This is a genomic window from Rothia aeria (genome assembly GCF_016726365.1).
Classification (GTDB): domain Bacteria; phylum Actinomycetota; class Actinomycetes; order Actinomycetales; family Micrococcaceae; genus Rothia; species Rothia aeria.
On sequence record NZ_CP068102.1, the window covers coordinates 512,573 to 533,449 of the forward strand.

General features: G+C 58.1%; 18 protein-coding genes. 1 reads left to right on the forward strand and 17 read right to left on the reverse strand.

What is annotated here, in order from left to right:
* Nucleotides 1-59 precede the first annotated feature (59 nt).
* The 11 genes from I6I94_RS02165 to I6I94_RS02215 all read right to left on the reverse strand — a co-directional run bounded on the left by I6I94_RS02165 (nt 60) and on the right by I6I94_RS02215 (nt 11,280).
* A complete protein-coding gene (locus I6I94_RS02165; protein ID WP_006888889.1) occupies nt 60-1,004 on the reverse strand; it encodes a F0F1 ATP synthase subunit gamma in 945 nt (314 codons plus the stop codon).
* A gap of 81 nt (nt 1,005-1,085) precedes the next feature.
* A complete protein-coding gene (atpA, locus tag I6I94_RS02170; RefSeq protein WP_037288058.1) occupies nt 1,086-2,711 on the reverse strand; it encodes a F0F1 ATP synthase subunit alpha in 1,626 nt (541 codons plus the stop codon).
* Between the two features lie 145 nt (nt 2,712-2,856).
* Nucleotides 2,857-3,669 carry a F0F1 ATP synthase subunit delta gene (locus I6I94_RS02175; RefSeq protein WP_126926524.1) on the reverse strand — a complete coding sequence of 271 codons (813 nt, stop codon included), beginning with the start codon at nt 3,667-3,669 and terminating at the stop codon, nt 2,857-2,859.
* Nucleotides 3,669-4,229 (reverse strand): F0F1 ATP synthase subunit B, encoded by a 561-nt coding sequence (locus tag I6I94_RS02180; protein WP_023134631.1) that lies wholly within the window; start codon nt 4,227-4,229, stop codon nt 3,669-3,671. The genes I6I94_RS02175 and I6I94_RS02180 overlap by 1 nt, the downstream gene beginning before the upstream one ends.
* A gap of 49 nt (nt 4,230-4,278) precedes the next feature.
* Entirely contained in the window at nt 4,279-4,488 is a 210-nt protein-coding gene (gene atpE, locus I6I94_RS02185) for an ATP synthase F0 subunit C (protein WP_006888883.1), read from the reverse strand.
* A gap of 130 nt (nt 4,489-4,618) precedes the next feature.
* Complete coding sequence (atpB, locus tag I6I94_RS02190; RefSeq protein WP_006888864.1) at nt 4,619-5,410, reverse strand: F0F1 ATP synthase subunit A; 792 nt, start codon at nt 5,408-5,410, stop codon at nt 4,619-4,621.
* Between the two features lie 97 nt (nt 5,411-5,507).
* Nucleotides 5,508-5,762, reverse strand: coding sequence for a hypothetical protein (locus I6I94_RS02195; RefSeq protein WP_006888914.1), 255 nt, complete (start codon nt 5,760-5,762; stop codon nt 5,508-5,510).
* A gap of 42 nt (nt 5,763-5,804) precedes the next feature.
* Complete coding sequence (locus tag I6I94_RS02200; RefSeq protein WP_153269372.1) at nt 5,805-5,975, reverse strand: hypothetical protein; 171 nt, start codon at nt 5,973-5,975, stop codon at nt 5,805-5,807.
* 299 nt (nt 5,976-6,274) lie between these two features.
* Nucleotides 6,275-7,381 (reverse strand): MraY family glycosyltransferase, encoded by a 1,107-nt coding sequence (locus tag I6I94_RS02205; protein WP_236588898.1) that lies wholly within the window; start codon nt 7,379-7,381, stop codon nt 6,275-6,277.
* Between the two features lie 51 nt (nt 7,382-7,432).
* The gene (locus I6I94_RS02210) at nt 7,433-9,337 is read right to left on the reverse strand and encodes a polysaccharide biosynthesis protein (RefSeq protein WP_126499863.1); all 1,905 of its coding nucleotides are present in this window, start codon (nt 9,335-9,337) and stop codon (nt 7,433-7,435) included.
* Nucleotides 9,337-11,280 carry a glycosyltransferase gene (locus I6I94_RS02215; RefSeq protein WP_201620827.1) on the reverse strand — a complete coding sequence of 648 codons (1,944 nt, stop codon included), beginning with the start codon at nt 11,278-11,280 and terminating at the stop codon, nt 9,337-9,339. The genes I6I94_RS02210 and I6I94_RS02215 overlap by 1 nt, the downstream gene beginning before the upstream one ends.
* A gap of 227 nt (nt 11,281-11,507) precedes the next feature.
* Here I6I94_RS02215 and I6I94_RS02220 point away from each other — a divergent pair, with 227 nt between their 5' ends.
* A complete protein-coding gene (locus tag I6I94_RS02220; protein ID WP_006888890.1) occupies nt 11,508-12,578 on the forward strand; it encodes an NAD-dependent epimerase/dehydratase family protein in 1,071 nt (356 codons plus the stop codon).
* Between the two features lie 128 nt (nt 12,579-12,706).
* On the opposite strand, the gene I6I94_RS02225 is transcribed toward I6I94_RS02220, so the two are convergent.
* The 6 genes from I6I94_RS02225 to thrC all read right to left on the reverse strand — a co-directional run bounded on the left by I6I94_RS02225 (nt 12,707) and on the right by thrC (nt 20,867).
* Nucleotides 12,707-13,918 (reverse strand): L-threonylcarbamoyladenylate synthase, encoded by a 1,212-nt coding sequence (locus tag I6I94_RS02225; RefSeq protein WP_201620828.1) that lies wholly within the window; start codon nt 13,916-13,918, stop codon nt 12,707-12,709.
* 76 nt (nt 13,919-13,994) lie between these two features.
* On the reverse strand, nt 13,995-14,945 hold the full coding sequence (prmC, locus tag I6I94_RS02230; protein WP_201620829.1) for a peptide chain release factor N(5)-glutamine methyltransferase: 951 nt from the start codon (nt 14,943-14,945) through the stop codon (nt 13,995-13,997).
* Between the two features lie 51 nt (nt 14,946-14,996).
* The gene (prfA, locus tag I6I94_RS02235) at nt 14,997-16,079 is read right to left on the reverse strand and encodes a peptide chain release factor 1 (protein WP_128087661.1); all 1,083 of its coding nucleotides are present in this window, start codon (nt 16,077-16,079) and stop codon (nt 14,997-14,999) included.
* Between the two features lie 170 nt (nt 16,080-16,249).
* Nucleotides 16,250-18,223, reverse strand: a complete 1,974-nt coding sequence (gene rho, locus I6I94_RS02240; protein ID WP_128087660.1) for a transcription termination factor Rho — start codon at nt 18,221-18,223, stop codon at nt 16,250-16,252.
* 388 nt (nt 18,224-18,611) lie between these two features.
* Nucleotides 18,612-19,592: a homoserine kinase gene (gene thrB, locus I6I94_RS02245; protein ID WP_128087659.1), complete on the reverse strand. Its 981-nt coding sequence runs from the start codon at nt 19,590-19,592 to the stop codon at nt 18,612-18,614.
* A 174-nt stretch (nt 19,593-19,766) separates the two neighbouring features.
* Complete coding sequence (thrC, locus tag I6I94_RS02250; protein ID WP_023134622.1) at nt 19,767-20,867, reverse strand: threonine synthase; 1,101 nt, start codon at nt 20,865-20,867, stop codon at nt 19,767-19,769.
* Nucleotides 20,868-20,877 lie beyond the last annotated feature (10 nt).

The following is a 20,877-nucleotide window of genomic DNA, read 5'->3' on the forward strand; positions in this document are numbered from 1 at the left end:
CTCTCACTTACCTATAAAAAGTTTGGAACAGTAGGCGGTTTCGATGCTGTAGCGTCAGGCTACGACGAGGCGAGGGCGTCAGCGCCGCCCACAATCTCTGAAAGCTCCTGCGTAATCTCCGCCTGGCGAGCGTTATTCATCAAGCGGGTGTACTTATTAATGAGCGTCTCGGCGTTATCGCCCGCGGTCTTCATGGCCCGCTGGCGCGAGGCAAGCTCGCTGGCGGCCGCCTGAAGCAGGCAGGCAAACAGACGGGAGGCAATATAGCGCGGTAGCAGCGCATCCAGAACCTCCTGCGGGGAAGGCTCAAACTCAAACACTGCTGGCTGTACGTAGTCAGCCTGGGTGAGTTCCTCATCGGGCACGATTTCCTCCCCAAGATGCTGGGCCTCAGCCACATGAATGGGCAGCAGCCGCAGAATCTTGGTCTCCTGGGTGACCATGGATTTGAACTCGGTGTAGACCACGTGAAGGTCGTCCACCCCGCCTTCTTCAAAAGGCTTAGAGTACGCTTCCAAAAACACGTCCCGAATCTCAACCGCAGTATCGATGCGCGGGCTGTCAGTATGCCCCTCCCAGGCCCGAACGTAAGGGCGTTCACGGAACTCGAAATAAGACTTCGCCTTACGCCCCACTAGGTACAGGTTCACTTCACGGCCTTCGCCGCGCAACTTTTCGATCAGCGACTCGGTTTTCTTCAAAACCGATGAAGAGTACGAGCCCGCCAAACCGCGGTCGCTAGTAACTACCAGCACCGCCGAACGCTTATGTTTGCTTTTCCCAATCGCCCCTGGGCCGTGGATCAGCGGATGCTGCACGCTCTGCTGGGTTGCCAGGGCCGTCACCACGCGGGTGAGTGCGTTCGCGTACGGGCCTGCCGCCTGCGCGCTACGGCGTGCCTTATTAATGCGGGAGGTCGCGATCATCTCCATCGCCTTGAAGATTTTCTTCATAGACGATGTCGAAGCAATCTTCTGCCGGTAAACCCTAATCTGGGCTCCCATAGAGCTTCCTTTCTCCTGCCCTTCTCCCCCACCGTGCACCCGGTGTAGGGTGCACGGCTGAAAGCGGGCTAGGAATAATCGCTAACCGATGGTTTCCTGGGTGATGTCCTGGTCCTTGGCAGCTTGATACTCCTCATGACCGGCATCAACAAGGTGGCTGGTGCCCTCAGAGCGGAAACCCTTCTTGAACTCTGTCACAGCAGACTTCAGGGCTTCCACAACATCGTCCTCCAGCTTCCCTGAGGCAGCGATATCGGTCAGTACTGAGGTGCGGTGACGCAGATAATCAATGAACTCAGCTTCGAAACGAAGAATGTCAGAAACTTCAAGGTCATCCAGGTACCCGTTAGTACCGCACCAGATAGAGACAACCTGCTCCTCCACCGCGTACGGGGTGTACTGCGGCTGGCGCAGCAGCTCGGTCAGGCGGGCGCCGCGGGTCAGCTGCGCCTTCGAAGCCTCATCCAGGTCGGATGCGAACATTGCGAACGCTTCCATTGCGCGGTACTGCGCCAGTTCCAGCTTCAAAGTACCGGAGACCTTCTTCATCGCCTTAGTCTGCGCCGCACCACCCACGCGGGAGACGGAAATACCCACGTCCACTGCGGGGCGCTGGTTAGCGTTGAACAGGTCGGACTGCAGGAAGATCTGACCGTCGGTAATCGAAATGACGTTGGTGGGAATGAAGGCAGACACATCGTTCGCCTTCGTCTCAATAATGGGGAACCCGGTCATCGACCCGGCGCCCAGCTCATCGGAGAGCTTAGCGCAACGCTCCAGCAAGCGGGAGTGCAGGTAGAAGACGTCACCGGGGTATGCTTCACGTCCCGGCGGGCGGCGCAGCAACAGCGACACGGCGCGGTATGCTTCTGCCTGCTTTGAAAGGTCATCAAAGATAATCAGCACATGCTTGCCGCCGTACATCCAGTGCTGGCCAATCGCTGAACCAGTGTACGGTGCCAAGTATTTAAAGCCTGCGGCATCCGATGCAGGAGCAGCAACAATGGTGGTGTACTCCAGTGCGCCCTTAGTCTCCAAGGTATGACGCACTGCCGCAATGGTCGAGGCTTTCTGCCCGACCGCAACGTACACGCATCGAACCTGCTTGGAGGGGTCACCGCTCTCCCAGTTCGTCTTCTGGTTCAGAATGGTATCGACCGCAATCGCGGTTTTACCGGTCTGACGGTCACCGATAATCAGCTGACGCTGGCCACGGCCAATCGGGATCATCGCGTCAATAGCTTTCAGGCCGGTCTGCAGCGGCTCATGCACCGACTTACGCTGCGTCACACCGGGTGCTTGCAGCTCCAGTGCGCGGCGGCCTTCAGCCTCAATAGGCCCCAGATCGTCAATGGGGTTACCGAGGGGGTCAACGACGCGGCCCAAGTACTTGTCACCAACGGGTACCGACAGCACCTCACCAGTGCGGTGTACCTGCTGGCCTTCCTCAATACCGGTAAAATCACCCAGGATGATCACACCAATATCGCGGGTATCTAGGTTCTGTGCAAGACCGAGGGTGCCGTCTTCAAAACGAAGCAGCTCATTCGCCATGACTGAGGGAAGACCCTCAACACGCGCAATACCATCGGAGGCCGATACCACTCGGCCTACCTCAACACGTTCTGCATTGCCGGGTTCGTAAGACGCCGCGAACTCATTCAGCGCATTACGGACGTCGTCGGCATTGATGGTCAAATCGGCCATCTTGTGTCCCTGCTCTCCTTCTTGTGGCTGGCCCCTCAGGGGCTAACCGAAACTTGTTGTCCGGGGCGAAAAATCGGGGTGTCCACCCCATCGCCCGGGGTATCTTCTAAATCACCGTTGCGACGAATCGCTGGTTAGGGGTGGCCTAGCCAAGGTTACGTTCCAGTTCGTCGAGGCGAGCGATAACAGTACCGTCAATTACCTCGTCACCAACCTGAACGCGCAGACCGCCCAGAACCGTCGGATCCACCGAAATGTCCAGCTTTAACTTGCGGTTATACACCCTGCTGAGGGCGTGCCCCAGGCGGTTCAGCTGCGCCTGCGAAAGAGCTACAGCTGAGGTTACCTTTGCAATGTAGCGGTTTTGTCGCTTGACGATGATTTCTACGAACTCGTCGGCCAGACGCGCAGCGTGCATGCCGCGAGTTTCGCTACCGATCCGTTCCAGCAGAAGCACGCCTTCAGCGCTGCGGGCGGGGCCGCCCAACGCTACCGCGAGTTTCTGCTTTGCTTCTTTGCTTGCCAGATTGTTAGACAGTGCCGTCTGTGCTTGGGCGGTGCCATCAACGTTTCGGACGAACGTGAGAAGTTCATTAATGAGGGTATCGAGTGCCTCAACACCACCATGTGAATGGGTAGACACAATGGCGGCGAGTACGGCGCACTTCTCAAGCGCGTCCGCCAGATCTCGTTCTGCAGACCAGCGCTGAGAAACAGCGACGGTCAGTACAGATAAGGTCTGGGACGAAACTTTGCTGCCGAATACGGTGCTGGCAATGTTCTGACGCGCAGCCTCCACACGGGAGGTGTCAGTCAGCCCACGGCGCAGACCACCATCGCGGTCAATAACATCGACCACTGCGAAAAGCTCGCTCGCTAGATGCAGCGGGTTGAGCGACGCGTTCGCGTCGAGGGCCGCCTCCACCTTGCTCAGTGATTCAGTAGATACTCCTGCCATTACCGAGTTGCACCTGCGTTCTGCTGCTCGGTTTCAAGGTCAGCAAGAAAACGATCTACCACACGGGCCGATCGTGCATCATCGGTGAGAGCTTCGCCCACAATCTTCCCGGCCAAAGCGGTTGCCAGGCTGCCCACCTCGCTACGAAGCGAAACAGCCGCTGCCGCACGCTCAGCCTCAATGGTTTTCTGCGCATTCTCAGTGATACGCTGGGCCTCGGCGGTCGCACGCTCACGGGCTTTAGCGATAATCGCTTCGCCTTCAGCGCGGGCTTCCTCACGAATCTGCTGTGCCTCCAGTCGAGCACTATCGAGCTGCTGGCTGTACTCTTCGCGAGCCGCTGCCGCCTCTGCCTGAACCTTCTTAGCTTTGGCGAGGCCGCCTTCAATGGCTTCCTTACGATCCTGGTAGATCTTCTCGAATGCCGGGGCGATGTACTTGATGACAATGAAGAGGAGGATCAGGAATCCGATGGCGGTCATGATGACTTCCCCGGTCGCGGGGATCAGGGGGTTAGACGCGGCGTGCTCCGCACCCCCATCATTTGCCAGATAAGTCATGGAAGGAATCCTGTTCTATGGGTTGGTCGTTGGGACGTATCGGGGCCGGTTACTTAATGAACGCAAGCACCAGGCCCAGCACGGCCAGCGCCTCAACCAGTGCGAAACCCATGAACAGCATCGGCTGCAGGGCTTTGCGAGACTCAGGCTGACGTGCCACGCTGGTCATATAAGCCGCGAAGATCAGACCCACGCCGATACCGCCGCCGATTGCTGCCAGACCGTAGCCAACTGCGGTGATCGAACCGGTAATTTCCATTATTTTTCCTTTCAACAGTGCCCGGGAAGGAACCCTTCCTCCGCCGAACAGAGTCTTTTGTAGTGTGCTAAGCCCGCTTGCAACGGGTTGCTTTATTCGTTACCCAAAAGCTTGGGAACGAAAACCTTATTTAGTGGCCTTCGGAGACCGAGCCCTGCATGTACACGGCCAGTAGCAACGCGAACACGTAGGCCTGAATAACCTGGATCATAAGCTCCAGGAAGTAGAGGAACATACCGAGCGCCCCGGGGGCGATAGCAGCTGCATAACCAACCCCGCCCATTGAGTCAATCATGTACTGCGCCAAAGATGCGGCAACCATCATTGCCATGTGCCCGCCGAACATGGTGGCGAAAAGACGCAGGGAGTGCGTCACGGGGCGAATCACCATATTGGAGAGCAGCTCAATGGGGATTAGAATCGGGTACACCCAAACAGGAACCCCCGAAGGCATTGTCAAATCTTTAAAGAAGCCGCCCAAGCCTTTGCGCTTAATACCGACACCTACCCAGCTCAGGTAGGCAATAGCGGCCAATGCGTAGGCACTGCCGGGGTGTGAGAACGAAGGCAGCTGCAGTAGCGGAATTGAACCGTACAGGTTGTTCACCAGCACGAAATAGAACGACGCAAACAGCAGAGGGATGAAGGGCTTGAAGTGATGCGCACCAATAAGTTCCTTGGCCAGTGAATTACGGGCAAAAAGGTACCCCGACTCAGCTACGAACTGTGTCCTGGAAGGAACCATGGCGCGTTTGCGTCCGGCCCACAGGAAAAAGCCCGCGATAATGACGACGGAGAGAAGCACCAGAAGCATCTGCTTGCCCACGCCAAAAGACCCAATAGCGAATAGGTCGGGAAGGTGCATTTCATCCGGGGTCGGCGGCACGTAGCCTTCCGCGAGTACAGACCCGTTCTCGATCAAAGCAAGTCCTTTCTTGCTGCTAGTTGGCTGCCCGCCGGGCGAGCATTTACTCAACTAACTATGGGGGATTGGTGTGCGCGGGGTCTTGCGACCCTAGTTATTTTTCCTGACTCATGTGGATATATACAAGGTATAAGCCTCCGCAGACCCCTACCAGTACGCCGACCCACACGATCCAGGAGGTGCCTAGAAGACTATCGAGCCCAAAGCCGATAAGCCCCCAGACGGCGGCGCCGATGAGTAGATAAAGAATGGTCATGACGGCGCCGGAGAGGCCCCCGCCAGATACCAGTTCCCCGGTGGTTCGGAGTTCCCTGTCTCCACGCCACCATTTCTTCTCAGGTTCGGCCAAAAATCTTCCTGTCGTTTTTCTCCAAACCAAAAATGTGTGCTTTTATGGTTCGGAGTCAAAGTATAGAATCCGTATGTTGTTAATGGTGATGGCCTCAATACTCAGCCAGAGTACAGCCCCAATAATGGCTCCGGCGAGTGTCCACCCGTGTTTTATGTTTTCGGGGATAGGCACCGTCAGGAGCACCACCCCCATCAAGCTTGCTTTCACCACGTAGGCACATACTAGGGCCTGGGGTATTCCAACCCTTAATCGGGTGGCTCCCAACACCGTTAATACGCCTAAGGTGAAACATATATAGATTATCAGAAACCCGAGCATAAATCCCGCCAAACCAGAGGGTCCGCGTACAATTAACGCGCCTGTTACACCCAGCAATAATGGCGGGACGGAGCAGACACTCACCCGGTAGTAAAGAGTCTTCCACGGGAAGGTGCGCGAATAGGAGCCCAGAGGCTGCCCTTTTCGTTCTGATGGCGGATACCACAGCAGGTTTTTAACCCTCTGCAGAATCATTGAACTTCTCCCGAATCATGAGGGTTTTGACCTCCGCGGAAGGACGCCTGTGAGCTCCCCAAACTACCCCCTGTGCCGTCTTCGGGGGCCGCGGTGTTATTCTCTGACGGCGCTGCGGTCTTCTGACGCGCAATAAGTGTGGGCAGAGATAAATATAGCAGCACAACTAACACCGCAAATGCGAGCAACGCCACACCCAGAATAGGAAGGTCGCTACTCCAAAAGTTAAGGCCGTTAAGTATGAGAGCCCACACCAGCACTGTTAGTCCAGTCACCACCATTGCAGACCCTAAATGTGTGAAGCCCACATCAGTCAAACGCTGGTACACATGCGTCCGATGCGGCTTATACCACTGCTCCCCCGCAGCCATACGACGCAATAAGGTGGTACCCGAATCAGCCAAGTACACCAGCAGCGGGGCCAAAGCCACCAGCGGATTCACATTCGCAAACCAGGTGCCCACCGCAAGTATCGACAGCCCCGCCCCCAGCAGGTACGAACCGGCATCACCTAAGAAAACATTACGACCGCTGCGTACGTTCCACGGCAAAAATGCCGCGAATGCACCCGCGATTGCCAGACCGCCCAGGGTCAGCCACGGCAGTTCCGTCAGGTATCCCGTGAAGGAGTAGCACAATCCAGCTGCCAAACCGTGGCAGCCGGAAATACCGTTAATACCGTCCATAAAATTCGCCACGTTAATGTACGCGGCCACGAAAATAGCTGCCGGTACTGCCCAGAATATCGGCACATTCATAAGCACCGACAAAACCCCGGCAACCCCCGCACCAATCAGCAACTGCACCCCGGCCCGTATAGCGATTCCAATGCCGCTTACATCCTCAATCCAGCCCAGCAGCAGTGCGGCAGCCATACCCGCCAATAGGGTTACCGAAATACCGGTATTCACCGTCCATCCCGCAGCAGTTGCCACCCCAAAACTTGCGCACACCGCCAAGGCGGTTGCCAATCCCATCCCCCGGTAGGTGGGGGTGGTATGGGAGGAACGCTCATTTGGTAAATCCACCATATTCAGTGTGTGCAATAGCGGACGCACCAGGAACGGGAGCACACCGCCTAGGATGGTAGCGGTCAGGGCCACAGTGATTATCGGTAGCATCGGGGTGTCCTTTACTTCTGTTCGTAACCGCACCTAACGCGTAATACGTCGGGCTGTACCCAGATCAGGTGCTCGCTCCAAGCCGTGCCGCTCATAGCCGCGGTGTTCCTCATAGTCACGCAGCCACGTATCGTAGTCCAGCGTATCCGGGTCTAGGGCGGGGGCAGTCGAGTGCGAAATGTACCGGTTCTCGGCGCTACGCTCATAGTGTTCCCCGTGCCCAAACAGCACCTCACCTAGTTTCTCGCCCTTGCGCAGGCCGGTGAGTACAATCTCCACATCGTAACGGCCATATGCCTTACGCATCTCCCGTGCAACATCATAAATATGCACGGGGTCGCCCATATCGAGTACCATCACGTCCCCCGGCCGGCCGATTTTACCGGCGAGCATCACCAGCAGGCAAGCGTCCGGGATCAGCATAAAGTAGCGGGTGGCGTCCTTATGGGTGAGCGTAATAGGCCCGCCGCTCTCAATCTGGCGGGTAAATAGCGGCTTAATGGAGCCGCGGGAACCAAACACGTTGCCGAAGCGCACCGAAACGTACTTCCGTCCGGTCTGGTGCCCGAACCAGGCGGTCAGACACTCTGCCGCACGTTTCGACTGCCCCAAGGCCGTGGTCGGGTCAGCCGCCTTATCTGTTGAGACATTCACTAGAGTCCCAACACCCGAAGCTTCCGCGGCACGCAGCACGTTAAGAGTGCCCAGGGTATTAGTCTTCCACGCCTCCTCGGGGTACGCCTCTAATGCTGAGACGTGTTTCAGGGCAGCTGCGTGGAACACAATATCGGGTTTGCGTTCCATAAAGATTTTGCGCAGGTTCTCGCCCTCACGGATATCAGCCAGAATAATGCGCTCATCATCCAGGCTCGACTCGCCGGTGATCGACAGCTTAGTGTCCATCAGCAGGGTCTCATCCCGGTCAAGCATCATGAGCAGCTGCGGGTTAAAACGGTGAATCTGGCGGCACAATTCCGAACCGATAGAACCACCGGCTCCGGTGACCAGCACGCGTTTCCCCGTAATATACGAGCTAAGCAGCTGGTCGTCCACCTCATAGTTAATCTCGCCGCGCACCAGCTGCATGATTTCGCTATCGTCCGTCTCATACACTGTATCGTCACCCACTAGGCGCTGGGTGGTGCTTGCAATGCGACGGGCTTCGATACCCCTCTCCCGCATCCGTTCCCACAGCACGTCGAAGGTGTCTTTAGGGTACTTTGAGATCGCAACAATCACTTTCTTCGGGTGCAGCTCATCAATAAGCTGATCCAGATTATCAATATTGCCGCGCACCGGAATACCGTGCACCTTCGCCCCTAATAGGCGCGGGTTGTCGTCAATAATAGCTACCGGGAAAACCTTTGAACGGCGGTCTTGTATCATCGACTGAATCACCAAACGGCCCGCCAAACCAGCACCATAAATAATGACAGGTTCGCCGTCCTGCCGCTTCTTCAGACGCCACTCAACATAGGTGCGTTTAGCCATGCGCATACCGGCCATCAGCATGAGGGCAAACGCCATGCTGATCAGCGGCACAGAATGCGGCAGATGCGGCCAGTGCAGCAGCTCATCAAGGTAGCTCCAGGCAAATAGCCCCAGCCCGGTGGCCACCACGGCGGCGCCCGCTAGAAGGATCTCTTCAAATGAGCCGTACTCGTGATCCCGACGGTACACCTTGTACCACAGGCCAAAGCCCACTTGTAAGACAGCCGCCAACGCAATGTTTATTGCCAGAGCTTGAGCGTCAATCACATCAAGCACGCTACGCTGATTCAGCAGCACACTGTAACGCAACATGAACGCCACCACGAGGGCTAAAGCCCACGCGATGGAATCTAAGAACATCCGCCCCAGCATCCAGGAGAGCTTACGTTCATAATATGTTGGAATATCAGTCTGTGTCTCAGACCGCTTAGTGGGTTCAGAGGTCACTAAGTCCCCTTTCGAAACTGTGAGCGGATGCTAAAGAGCCGCTGAGATGTATGTGGTTGGTTTATGCTTTTAGCACCTACAAGAGCCCTAAAAGCGGTGCGGCGCACGGACTCGGGGATAAACCGGTAAACGGTGCGCACCCCCATATTTTTCACCCACCCCGCCTTGGTGATGGCGTGCCCAGTGTACAGACGATGCTGAATCGCCCAATCCTGTTTCCATGCTACAAGACCCCCGCGTCGGGTGTAGGCTCCCGCACCCACCCGGTACCGCACCAGAGCCTCAGAAAGGTTATCGAGCTTGTACCCAGCGGCAGCCAACCGGGACCACAGCCACCAGTCCTCGGCCCCGGGCACATATTCGTAACCGCCCACCTGCTGCACCGGGGTTTTTCGGAACGCCACGGTGGGGTGGTACAGCGGGTTCCGGGACGGCATTGCTGCCTGAACCCGTTCTGCGCCCAGAACGGTGGAGCGCTTCGCTTCACACACCGTGTTCTGCGCATCCACCTCGTGCATGGCCGAACCAAGTACCGCACAATCGCTAGCGGCCAGTGCTGGGATAAGCCTCTCAAACCGGGAGGGCTCTGAAATATCGTCGGAATCTGCGCGAGCCACCAGCTCGTGGGTGCACGCTGCCAGCCCCTCGTTGAGAGCGGCAGCAAGGCCAGCGTTCTGCGGCAGCGGCACCGTACGAATAGGTGCACACCGGCCCGCCTGCCCTTCTGCAACCCACCGTTCAATCACGGTATTAAGTTCTGGGGTGAGCGGCCCATCCAGCACCAGCACCAGCTCAGTTGGCCGAAGCGACTGTTCACGCGCATTCGAAGCCAACGCAGCGTCCAGGTACTCGGGGATTTCCTCAGCGTATACGCTCATGAGAACCGAAAAATCGGGGGTTTTATCCGTATCTGGCACAATGACAGGTGCCTGTGACGAACCGTAACGCCCCGGGAAGTGCAGGGGATACACCCCCGCCATGACCTCGGCATTAGGTCGGGGCGGGCGTACTGCGTCCCTTATGCCATTCACAAAGTACCCGAAATAGGTTCTTTTCTCATCGGTACGCACCACGGTGGAAACCCACAGGCGGGCACTGGATACGCCGTAGAGGAGCTTTTCCAGGGGGCTGAGAGTGCGGCACCGGGTAAAAACCCACAGCTTATTGCGTACATCATTGTAAAACCGCGGCCCTGGTTTAGCGTCGGTGGTACCGAAGGTTTTCGTGTGGTGCACCGCCACCGAGGATGGTACCGCGATAGCGTCACGGTGGTGTGCCAGACGTGTAGAAAACTCAAAATCGTCATTCCAGATGAAAAACTCCGTCAGCGGCAGCCCGCCGTTCTGACGCATCACCTGTGCATCCATCAGGATTGACACGAACGAGGCGCTGCGGATAGGCCGGGCACCCACCGACTTGGCACGGGCGTGACGCTCAGCGCCTGCCGCAAACATAGTGCGCATCGTATTCATGGGGTGATCCCGCCCGTCGTCCCACACAACTTTGGACGCGACAAGGGCGGGGCGTAAAGCCCGTACCGGCGAGTACCCCTCCCAGGCTTTTACCGCCTCATAGAGGGTGTTTTCGGTGGGTTCAGTATCATCGTCCATGACCCACACCAGATCCGGGTCATGCTGCGCAAGTGCCCGGTCAATTCCTGCCGCGAACCCGCCAGCTCCGCCCATATTGCGGGGCAGGGTTATGACATCCAGCGGGAGCGGGTAGTGAAGGTCCGCAAGGTACTGCGCGGTGCCGTCAGTGGAGGCGTTATCGACAACAACCACCGCAGCTGGCTGGGCCTCTCCCCTGGCGATACCGGCTAATGTCAACGGCAGCAGGTCTTTACGGTTATAGGTCACCACCACCGCCACCGTGCGGTACAGCGTATCGGAGTGTTGAGCATTATTGGGCGCCACAATAGTACGTGCATCCTCTGCGTTCACGAACAGCTCCCTCCCACATTGCTCAAAGAAAATACCGTGATTCACCGAAAGAATACTAGAATTCAGACTCTCTATTTTACCCCCAGAAAAGGCACTCACGGTAAATATGTCGCACCCCATATTTAGCCGCCTGAATATACAGGCGCGTTTCGTTTCCAAAACCCGTGCACATGTGCGAAAGTTGGAGTGAGCCCCGTAAAGGTTCGGGGATAAGAAAGGTGAATGACGTGTCCGACCCCCAGTGGAAAGTAATCGGCGCCAGCGGCTTCGTCGGCTCCTCCATCGTAGCCCGGCTCAACGCCGAGGGTATCAGCGCAGACCCCATCGAAGCGCCGCGTTTGGCGACCCGAGCAACCGACCCCGAAATCATCATTGACGAGGCACGCCGTCTCGAAGGTATTATCGACTCTCTCGCCGACGCATTCGCGGGGGCGCACGTGATCGTCAACGCCGCTGGGCTGGCAGCCCCCAATATGCAGGACCTGCCAGCGCTTGTGGGCGCGAACGCCCTCTTACCGGCCGTCATTGCTATCGCCGCCCAGCGCACCGGGGTGCGCCGCATGATTCACCTCAGCTCCGCCGCCGTGCAGGGTGCTAAACCCGTGCTGGATGCGACCGAATACACCGAACCATTCAGTGCTTATTCGTTCTCGAAAGCGCTCGGTGAAGAGTGCCTGCTTGACCTATACGACTTAATAGAAGAAACGGCGGCACAGGGGCGGGCACCCGGTTCAGCAAATTCCCCCTACCCCGCCGCGCCGTCCCACGCTCCCGCCTATGTAGCCCCCGATCACGCGGTTGAGCTGTGTATCCTACGCGCCACCAGCGTACAGGGGCGTGGGCGCCGCACCACCGAGCTGTTCGCAAAGATGGCTTCCTCCCCGTTCGCCTCGGTGGCGGGGGCAGGAAACCGCAAATCGCCCGTCTCCAGCTCATACGCCCTAGCTGAATTTACCGTCAAACTGGGCCGTTTCCCGGGTCAGCTGCCGCCTATTGTCTTACAGCCCTGGGAGGGAGCTACGGTTAACTCAATCATGACCGATGCGGGCCGCCGCGCTCCCAAACACCTGCCGGAGTGGTTGTGCCGTGGCGCTATTAAAGCTGGCTACACCGTCTCGGAGCTGCTGAACGATAAGTTTCAGGGGTCGGTGCGTAAAGTGGAGCTCATGTGGTTCGGTCAGGAGCTTGACGACTCGTGGGCGCGTGCCAATAACCTGGTGCCCGAGCCGCGCGTGCGCGAGGTGCTGCGCAACGCCCACACGGCACTGGGTAAGAAAAAAGACAAACGATTCCGCTAGCACGAACACACAGCTCGTTTAAGCACACAGTGCGCAGTTTCTGCGAGGTCCGGGATAAACCGGCCATACACCGCAGAAACTGCGCACTTGTACTTGTGGGACTTAATAGGGAAAGAAAGCTCACCCCGCTAATCTGTGGAAGCGCTCTCCGTCTGCTCACCGAAAACGAGAGCACGGGCCTGCTGAGCGGAGAATGGCTGCGCCTGCGCCTCATCCCGCTTAACAGGTGTCGGGGTGTTATTGCGGTACTGTCGGGTACGCTGCTGATCGATACCCGCTGAGGCAGACACCTCCCCCAGCACCCCTACCGCACCCATGAGCGCCGAGGCGATAGACCCCTCAGCTGGTGCGCCAGCACGGCGAGCGGACTCCGAACCCTGCGAATGTTCTTTATCCCACTGCTCGTATGCTTCGTCTAAATCTTCCTGCCCGGCGGCGGCATGAGTCTCACCCTCAGCGGCACGTTCCTTCGCTTTTAGCTCGTTACGCTCATCCAGCTCGGCGCGGGTCACGATTGAGGGAACCACCTCACGCAGCGCCTCTACGGAAATAGCGCCCTCACGCACCACCACAAACGGGGTGCAGGTGCAGTCCAGGATTGTTGAAGGCAGAGCCTGTGCCGGTGCGTCATCACTTCCGGTACCTTCCGCCGTTTCGGTGGGGGTATCCTTGGTGGTTTCAGCGGCGGGGGCACTCTCAGCCACCGAATCTGCGGTCTCTGTGTCCTCTGAGCCTGGCGCATCGGTATCCGGTGCTTGAGATTTACTGTCCGAGGCGGCCGTGGACTCTTTTGTGCTGCCAGCAGATGCTGGCCGGTCACCAGCATCCACGATCAGGCTCACGTTCTCCCCCAGCTGATCGGCTGCCTGCTGCGCGTTCACCGCCGCCTGCTGCCCCGTTTTATTCGCCGAAGAAACAGCCAGCGGGCCGTGCTCCGTCAGGAGCTTCAACGCGAACTCATCATTGGGTACACGCACGGCCACCGTGCCCTGGGTATCTCCCAAATCCCAGTTAAGTGACGGGTAAGAGTACAGGATAACGGTGAGTGCACCCGGCCAGAATTTACGGCCCAGCTCGTACACCTCATCAGGAATCTCATCCGCCACACCGGACAGCGACGCCTGATCAAAAATCATGACCGGCGGCGGCATGGTGCGTGAACGGCCCTTATCGGAGAGCAGCTTCGCCACGCCCTCATGCGAAAAGGCGTCGCAGGCGATGCCGTAAACGGTGTCGGTGGGAATAACGATAGTCTCGTGCGAGTTCAAGGCTTCACGGGCGGCCGTAATGGCCTCCGAAACCTCAGTCTCACTCGATACGGGGTACAGCTTAGCTTTCACGTGCCCTATTCTCTCATGTTTTTAGGTTGTGTTGGTTCAGCCCAAGGCCACAAAATGCTGCGGGCCTTCTTACCGCCTACGCGGTTGGCCTGTAACCGCACGTATGGCGGGGCCTGCCGGTTAAATCGTGCACGCACCGCACTCTCACAAACCCCAGCTCGTTGAACACCTCAGCCACCGCCTCCTGCTGGGTTTCATCATGTTCCATAATAAAAAACCCACCCGGTTTCACAAGGTATGCGGCCCTGGCAGCAACCGCTGCCGGTATCCGCATCCCATCCGCTGACCCCCCATAGAGCGCCATATCCGGGTCGTGCTGGGCGGCCTCGGGTTCTGCGGGCACCCGCCCCTGCGGGATATACGGCGGGTTCGACACGACTGCATCGAAGTACCCGCCCAATCCCTCAAGGGCACTGAGCGCATCGCCGTGTACGAAGTTCACGCCGTATGTTTCGCAGTTAATGCGGGCCCAGGGCTCGGCATGTTCCGAAAGCTCCACTGCCGTCACCAGGGCATCATTCGGCAGGGCATTTTTTATTGCAGCTGCAATCGCGCCCGAACCGGCACACAAATCAACAACCCGCAGGCGCCGCTGGGGGTACGCTCGGAGTGCGTTAAGTGCCTCTTCCACCAGCAGCTCCGTCTCGGGCCGGGGCACGAACACTCCCGGACCAACCCGCACCTGGATACGGTGAAACGCCGCCACACCCGTAATATGCTGCAGGGGTATGCGGCGGGCACGGCGGGCGATAAGCGACTCATACCGTTGCATATCCTGCGCGGTGAGAGCGTCCCCCAGAAGCGCCCGCTGCTGCACCGCGCCGCGCGTGTACCCCTCACGGGCGGTACCGCGCCGGTTACCTTCGGCATCGGTACCCAGCAGATGCGCCGCTAAAAGCTCAGCATCAGCCACCGGGCTCGGCACCCCTGCCTGCCGCAGCGTGGCGGCGCCTTGGCGCAGCGCCTGCGCAAGGCTCACCCCTTCACATTGCGTCGGGGTAAGGGATGTTCCTGTCGTATCGGTCATGTCCATGTTCCGCGTCATCGCATCCACCTGCCAGCATTGCCGTGGCACCGGTTATTTCTGCTCTTGACCCACCTGGGATAGGCGGTGCGCCTCATCCATCTCAATAGCGGACTGCACCACCGGTTCAAGGTCCCCGCCCAGTACCGCATCCAAGTTATACGCTTTGTAGCCGGTACGGTGATCAGCGATACGGTTCTCGGGGAAGTTATAGGTGCGGATACGTTCCGACCGGTCCATAGTGCGCACCTGAGAGGCACGATGCGCAGCGTTCTCTGCCTCAATCTGCTCCTGCTGATGCGCCAGCAGCCTCGCACGCAGCACACGCATCGCGGCTTCACGGTTCTGCAGCTGCGACTTTTCGTTCTGCATCGCCACCACAATACCCGTTGGAAGGTGGGTGATGCGCACAGCAGAGTCAGTCGTGTTCACGGACTGACCGCCGGGACCGGAGGAACGGTAGACGTCAATCTTCAAGTCGTTCTGGCTAATCTCAATCTCTTCGGGCTCATCCACCTCAGGGAAAACCAGCACACCCGCCGCGGAGGTGTGAATACGTCCCTGCGATTCGGTTGCCGGAACGCGCTGCACACGGTGCACACCGCCCTCATATTTCAGGTGCGCCCACACGCCTTCGGCGGGCTCATTAGAGGTGCCTTTAATCGCGATCTGTGCATCCTTATAACCGCCCACATCGGTGCTGGTGGAGGAAATAATCTCGGTTTTCCAGCCTTTGTGCTCGGCGTACCGCACGTACATGCGCAGCAGGTCGCCCGCAAACAGCGCCGCCTCGTCGCCGCCCGCGCCAGCTTTTACCTCAAGAATCACGTTACGGCCATCATCCGGGTCACGCGGGATGAGCAGGCGGCGCAGTTTCTCCCCCGCCGCTTCAAGTTCAGCCTCTAAAACGGGTACTTCGGCGGCAAACTCGGGGTCTTCGGCCGCCATCTCACGGGCTGCCTCAAGGTCATCGCTGAAACCCTTGTACTTGTTATAAGCACTCACGATACCGGTCAGCTCGGCGTATCGACGGCCCACACGGCGCGCCTTACCCTGGTTTGCCTGCACCGCAGGATCCGCCAGCTGCGCCTGCAAATCAGCGTGCTCATCCAGTAGCACCTGGATAGATTCAAACATTGTCTATTACTCTCTTACAATTCATGAACGCACCCACCCGGTGCGCATCCTCAAAGCCAATTATGCCGTGCGAACCGCAGAACGCACCACGCTACCGGCGCTAAACGCCGAATATCGCCCGCCCCTGCTGCGCTATTAAACGCACGGGGCGGGCGATAGAAGCACCGCGACTAGTTGGGGCTCATCCTAAGGCCGTTCTTCTGCACGGTCATTAAGAACTCGGCGTTCGTTTCGGTCTTTCGCAGCTGGTTCGTCAGCACGCTCAGCGCCTGCTCCGGCTCCATACCAGCCAGCACGCGGCGCAGACCCCACATGATCTTCACCTCTTCGCCGCTGAGCAGGTTCTCCTCACGGCGGGTACCGGAGGCGGTCACATCGACTGCGGGGAAGATACGCTTATCCGCCAGCTGGCGCGACAGGCGCAGCTCCATATTGCCGGTGCCCTTGAACTCCTCAAAGATCACCTCGTCCATCTTCGAACCGGTCTCCACCAGAGCCGTCGCCAGAATAGTCAGCGAACCGCCCTCTTCAATGTTGCGGGCCGCACCGAAGAACTTCTTCGGAGGATACAGCGCGGCAGAATCCACACCGCCGGAGAGGATACGGCCGGATGCGGGCGCCGCCAGGTTGTAGGCACGCCCCAGACGGGTCATCGAATCCAGCAGCACCACCACGTCGTAGCCGAGCTCAACCATACGCTTCGCGCGCTCAATAGCGAGCTCCGCGACCGTGGTGTGGTCTTCAGCGGGACGGTCGAAGGTTGAGGCGATCACCTCACCCTTAACCGTGCGCTGCATATCGGTCACCTCTTCGGGGCGCTCATCCACCAGCACCATCATGAGGTACACTTCGGGGTTATTCTCCGTGATCGCATTCGCGATCGACTGGAGCATAAGAGTCTTACCCGCCTTCGGGGGTGAAACAATCAGGCCGCGCTGGCCCTTACCGATCGGGGACACCAGGTCCACTACGCGCGGGCCCAGTTTCTTCTTATCGGTCTCAAGGCGCAAACGCTCCTTGGGGTACAGCGGGGTGAGCTTTGAGAATTCACGGCGGCGCGTCGAGTCTTCAACGCTCTGACCGTTAATCGCCTCAATCTGAACCAGTGCGTTGAACCGCTGGCGGGAGTTCTGCTCCCCTTCACGCGGCACCCGGATAGCACCCAGAATATGGTCGCCTTTACGCAGGCGGAAATGCTTCACCTGAGCCAGCGAAACGTACACGTCATCCGGGCCCGGCAAATAGCCTGAGGTGCGCACAAATGCATAATTATCGAGGATTTCGAGGATGCCGGAGATCGGTGCCAGCACATCGTTTTCGCTGACTTTATTATCGAACCCGCGGTTATTGCGGCGCTCCCGCTGCTCATTAGTGCGCTTATTGCGGCGGTTACGGCGCTCATCGTCGTTAGAGTTAGAACGATCGGCCTTGGCCTGGCGGTCATTATTCTTCTCGTACCGCTCGTTTTTCTCGTACCGTTCGCGCTTATTGGTGCGGCGGTAGGTGCGCTCGTTCTGCTCGGTGCTTTCAGCCTCTTCGCTCTTACGGCGGTTATTGGTGCGTTCACGGGTGCGGGTGCGTTTCACCGGTTTCTCCGGGTCGGTACCGAACGTCATATCCAAGGCGGCGGTAATGGAATCCAGGCTGGTTGCCCCGTCTGCGGTTTCGGCCTTCAAATCGGCGGAGTTCTCGGGGAGTTCACGCTGTTCGCGGCGCTCACGAATTTTCTCGGAAGCCAGCTCTGCCTTCACGTCCAGGGGAGGAAGGTCCGCATCCGCCTTAGCGGTCTTTTCGGCTTTCTTAGCCTCCTGCGTTTTACGGGTACGCGTGGCGCGGGTTCGCTTTGCGGGTGCCTTCTCGCCCTCACTCTTTTCGGACTTTTCAGCCTTAGAGGAAGGAGTTTTTTCGGTCTTTTCGCTCTTTTTCTCAGCGTCGGTCTCATCGCGTTCAGCCACCACGCCTCCGCGCTGGTGAGACGCCACAGCCTCAACCAGATCCGCCTTCTTCAGACGCAGGTACCCTTTAATGCCCAACTGCTGGGCTAGGGTGCGTAGCTGAGCGACTTTCAGCTCGCCAAGCTTCGAGCTCGTTACGAGTGTGCCCGACGCGTTTTCGTCTTCAGTCACGACAATATTTTTTGCCACTAAATATTTCCTTATATTTGTTTTAAAACACCCAGAAAATCCCTACAGAAACTTAAGGATCGGGTTTCTCACTATTGAGCGCGGCCCCCGCCGAACTCGGGTAGAGTTCGACGCGTACTTTTACGGGGGAATCCTTTCAAAGTTCTTGGAGCATTCGTTCGCTAAGCTACCGCATTTGCCGTAAAGGAAGAACCCTACGATAAGAAGCGACAACCCTGAACGGCGCCATTTTTACGTCTAAAAACCACAAGCGGCACCCACGAAGAACACGGAGTTTTGGTGGAGAAACCACCGGTGATTTTTTGACACTTCCGACGCGGTCAAGGCCGCTACTGAAACAGATCCCGGAAGCTTTAGACACGCCAATCGGTGACTCGGCTGTATGTGCCTACTGTGTAACTATAACACCTTCGCCATCGATTTCAAGCGGCATGACGCGCCATGACAGATGACGATTTTCAAAAATATTTCCGGGATGCTCCGCCATGAACTTCTCAACGAATTCACACACCCGGCTGGCCTCCTTGGCACCGTGCGCAAACGTGAGAACGGTGGGCCCAGCACCCGAGATGACAGCAGGAAGTTGCTGCTCACGCAGATACGCCACCAGAGCCGCGCTCGGCTGCATCGCGGGCACACGGTACCCCTGGTGCAGGTAGTCCACAGTCGCGTCCATGAGATGCTCCGGCGCCTGCGCAAGCGACTGAATCAGCAGTGCCGCCCGGCCAGAGTTGGCCGCCGCCTGCCCATGCGGAATCTCAGCGGGAATCAGCGAGCGCGCAAGTTTGGTGGAGACCTCATAATCAGGCACCGCAACCACAGGCACAATGGTGGGATGCACCGGCACGATCAGTGAGTGCCAGTCCCCCAGCTCACCCCAGGATATTGACAGCGAACCGTACACCGACGGGGCAACATTATCGGGGTGCCCCTCTACATCCGAGGCGATCTGGAAAATCTGGTCGCGGCTTAACCGAGCATACTCCGGCAGTAGCGCTGAGGCCGCCGCAACACCCGCAACAATAGCGGAGGCGGATGATCCCATGCCGCGCGAGTGCGGAATACGGTTGTGCGCCGTCAGTCTAAGGGCAGGAAGCTCATCCAGCCCGACCTTTTCGAAGACGGTGCGCATTGACCGAACCACCAGATGGTTTTCGTTGCGTGGCACCGTATCGCTACCTTCGCCCGACAGCTCGAATTCCAGCCCTTCGGCGATACGCTCAACCGTCAGCTCGTCATAGTACCCTAAGGCAAGTCCCAGGGTGTCGTACCCGGGGCCGAGATTGGCGCTTGAAGCGGGAACCTTGACGGTGACGGTTTTACCCACCGGAATGTCGGTGAGAGTAAGGGGTATCGAATTGAGTGACATGGGGACCTCGTACTCGGGGCGTTGTGGGGTGTGTTAGGGGTTTCTGTCCCGAACACAAACATTGTGGTGTATTACGGATTTTATCCTAGCATTGCATGTAATGCGGTATAGAAAAGCGCCCCGCCGTATCCGCTATGCGGATACTGGAGGCGCCTTCCTCAAGGGGGCGGTGGTCTAATTCAGGTCAAGAATATCTGCCACAGCCACAACGTCGAAGGCTGCCTTGGTCGGTTCGACTTTCGCACCATTGACCGGTTCCAATGCCCACTGCGGGTCCTTCAAGCCGTGACCCGTCACCGTAATGACAATGGTCTTGCCTTCGGGGGCCTCACCCGCGCGGTGTTTCTTGAGCAGACCTGCAACGCCAGCGGCTGATGCGGGCTCAACGAAAACGCCCTCGCGGGAAGAGAGCCAGCGGTGCGCCTCAAGAATCTCCTCATCGGTGACAGCCTCAATCACACCACCGGATTCATCACGTGCCGCCTCAGCTTTCTCCCATGAGGCGGGGTTGCCGATGCGGATCGCGGTCGCAATCGTTTCGGGAGTGTCAATCGGGTGCCCTGCAACAATCGGCGCCGCGCCGGCTGCCTGGAAACCCCACATGATGGGTCGCTTGGTGGCGACCGGCTCCAGGATCTTGCCGTCACGGTTCGTGTAGGGTTCTGAGTACTCCTTGTATCCCTTCCAATAAGCGGTAATATTGCCCGCATTACCTACCGGGAGCAGGTGATAGTCGGGGGCGTCTCCCAGGGTGTCGACGACCTCAAAAGAGCCGGTCTTCTGCCCCTCAATGCGGTAGGGGTTCACCGAGTTCACCAAGAATACCGGGTAATTCTCGCTGAGTTTACGGGCAATTTCGAGGCAGTTATCGAAGTTTCCGTCGATCTGAATAATATCGGCGCCGTGGGCGATGGCCTGCGAGAGTTTGCCCATTGAAATCTTGCCGTCCGGCACGAGTACCGCGCAGCGCATCCCCGCTTGAAGCGCATATGCCGCTGCCGACGCTGAGGTATTACCGGTCGAAGCGCACACGACAGCTTTCGCGCCTTCGTGTTTAGCGGCGGTAATAGCGCTCGTCATGCCGCGGTCTTTGAAAGACCCGGTGGGGTTCATCCCCTCAAATTTGAGGTATACCGTATTGCCGGTTTGCGCTGATAGTGCCGGTGCGTGAATCAGCGGGGTTCCGCCTTCGCCTAGAGTTACCGGTTTTACGTCGTCCCCGAACGGGAGACGGTCGCGGTATTCGTTAATGACGCCCTGCCACACATGTGCCATGGGATTCTCC

Coding starts and splice junctions, on each gene's coding strand:
- I6I94_RS02165 (WP_006888889.1), bottom strand. CDS start 1,004: ATGGGAGCCCAGATTAGGGTTTACCGGCAGAAGATTGCTTCGACATCG.
- atpA (WP_037288058.1), bottom strand. CDS start 2,711: ATGGCCGATTTGACCATCAATGCCGACGACGTCCGTAATGCGCTGAAT.
- I6I94_RS02175 (WP_126926524.1), bottom strand. CDS start 3,669: ATGGCAGGAGTATCTACTGAATCACTGAGCAAGGTGGAGGCGGCCCTC.
- I6I94_RS02180 (WP_023134631.1), bottom strand. CDS start 4,229: ATGACTTATCTGGCAAATGATGGGGGTGCGGAGCACGCCGCGTCTAAC.
- atpE (WP_006888883.1), bottom strand. CDS start 4,488: ATGGAAATTACCGGTTCGATCACCGCAGTTGGCTACGGTCTGGCAGCA.
- prmC (WP_201620829.1), bottom strand. CDS start 14,945: ATGACCGATACGACAGGAACATCCCTTACCCCGACGCAATGTGAAGGG.
- prfA (WP_128087661.1), bottom strand. CDS start 16,079: ATGTTTGAATCTATCCAGGTGCTACTGGATGAGCACGCTGATTTGCAG.
- thrB (WP_128087659.1), bottom strand. CDS start 19,592: ATGTCACTCAATTCGATACCCCTTACTCTCACCGACATTCCGGTGGGT.
- thrC (WP_023134622.1), bottom strand. CDS start 20,867: ATGGCACATGTGTGGCAGGGCGTCATTAACGAATACCGCGACCGTCTC.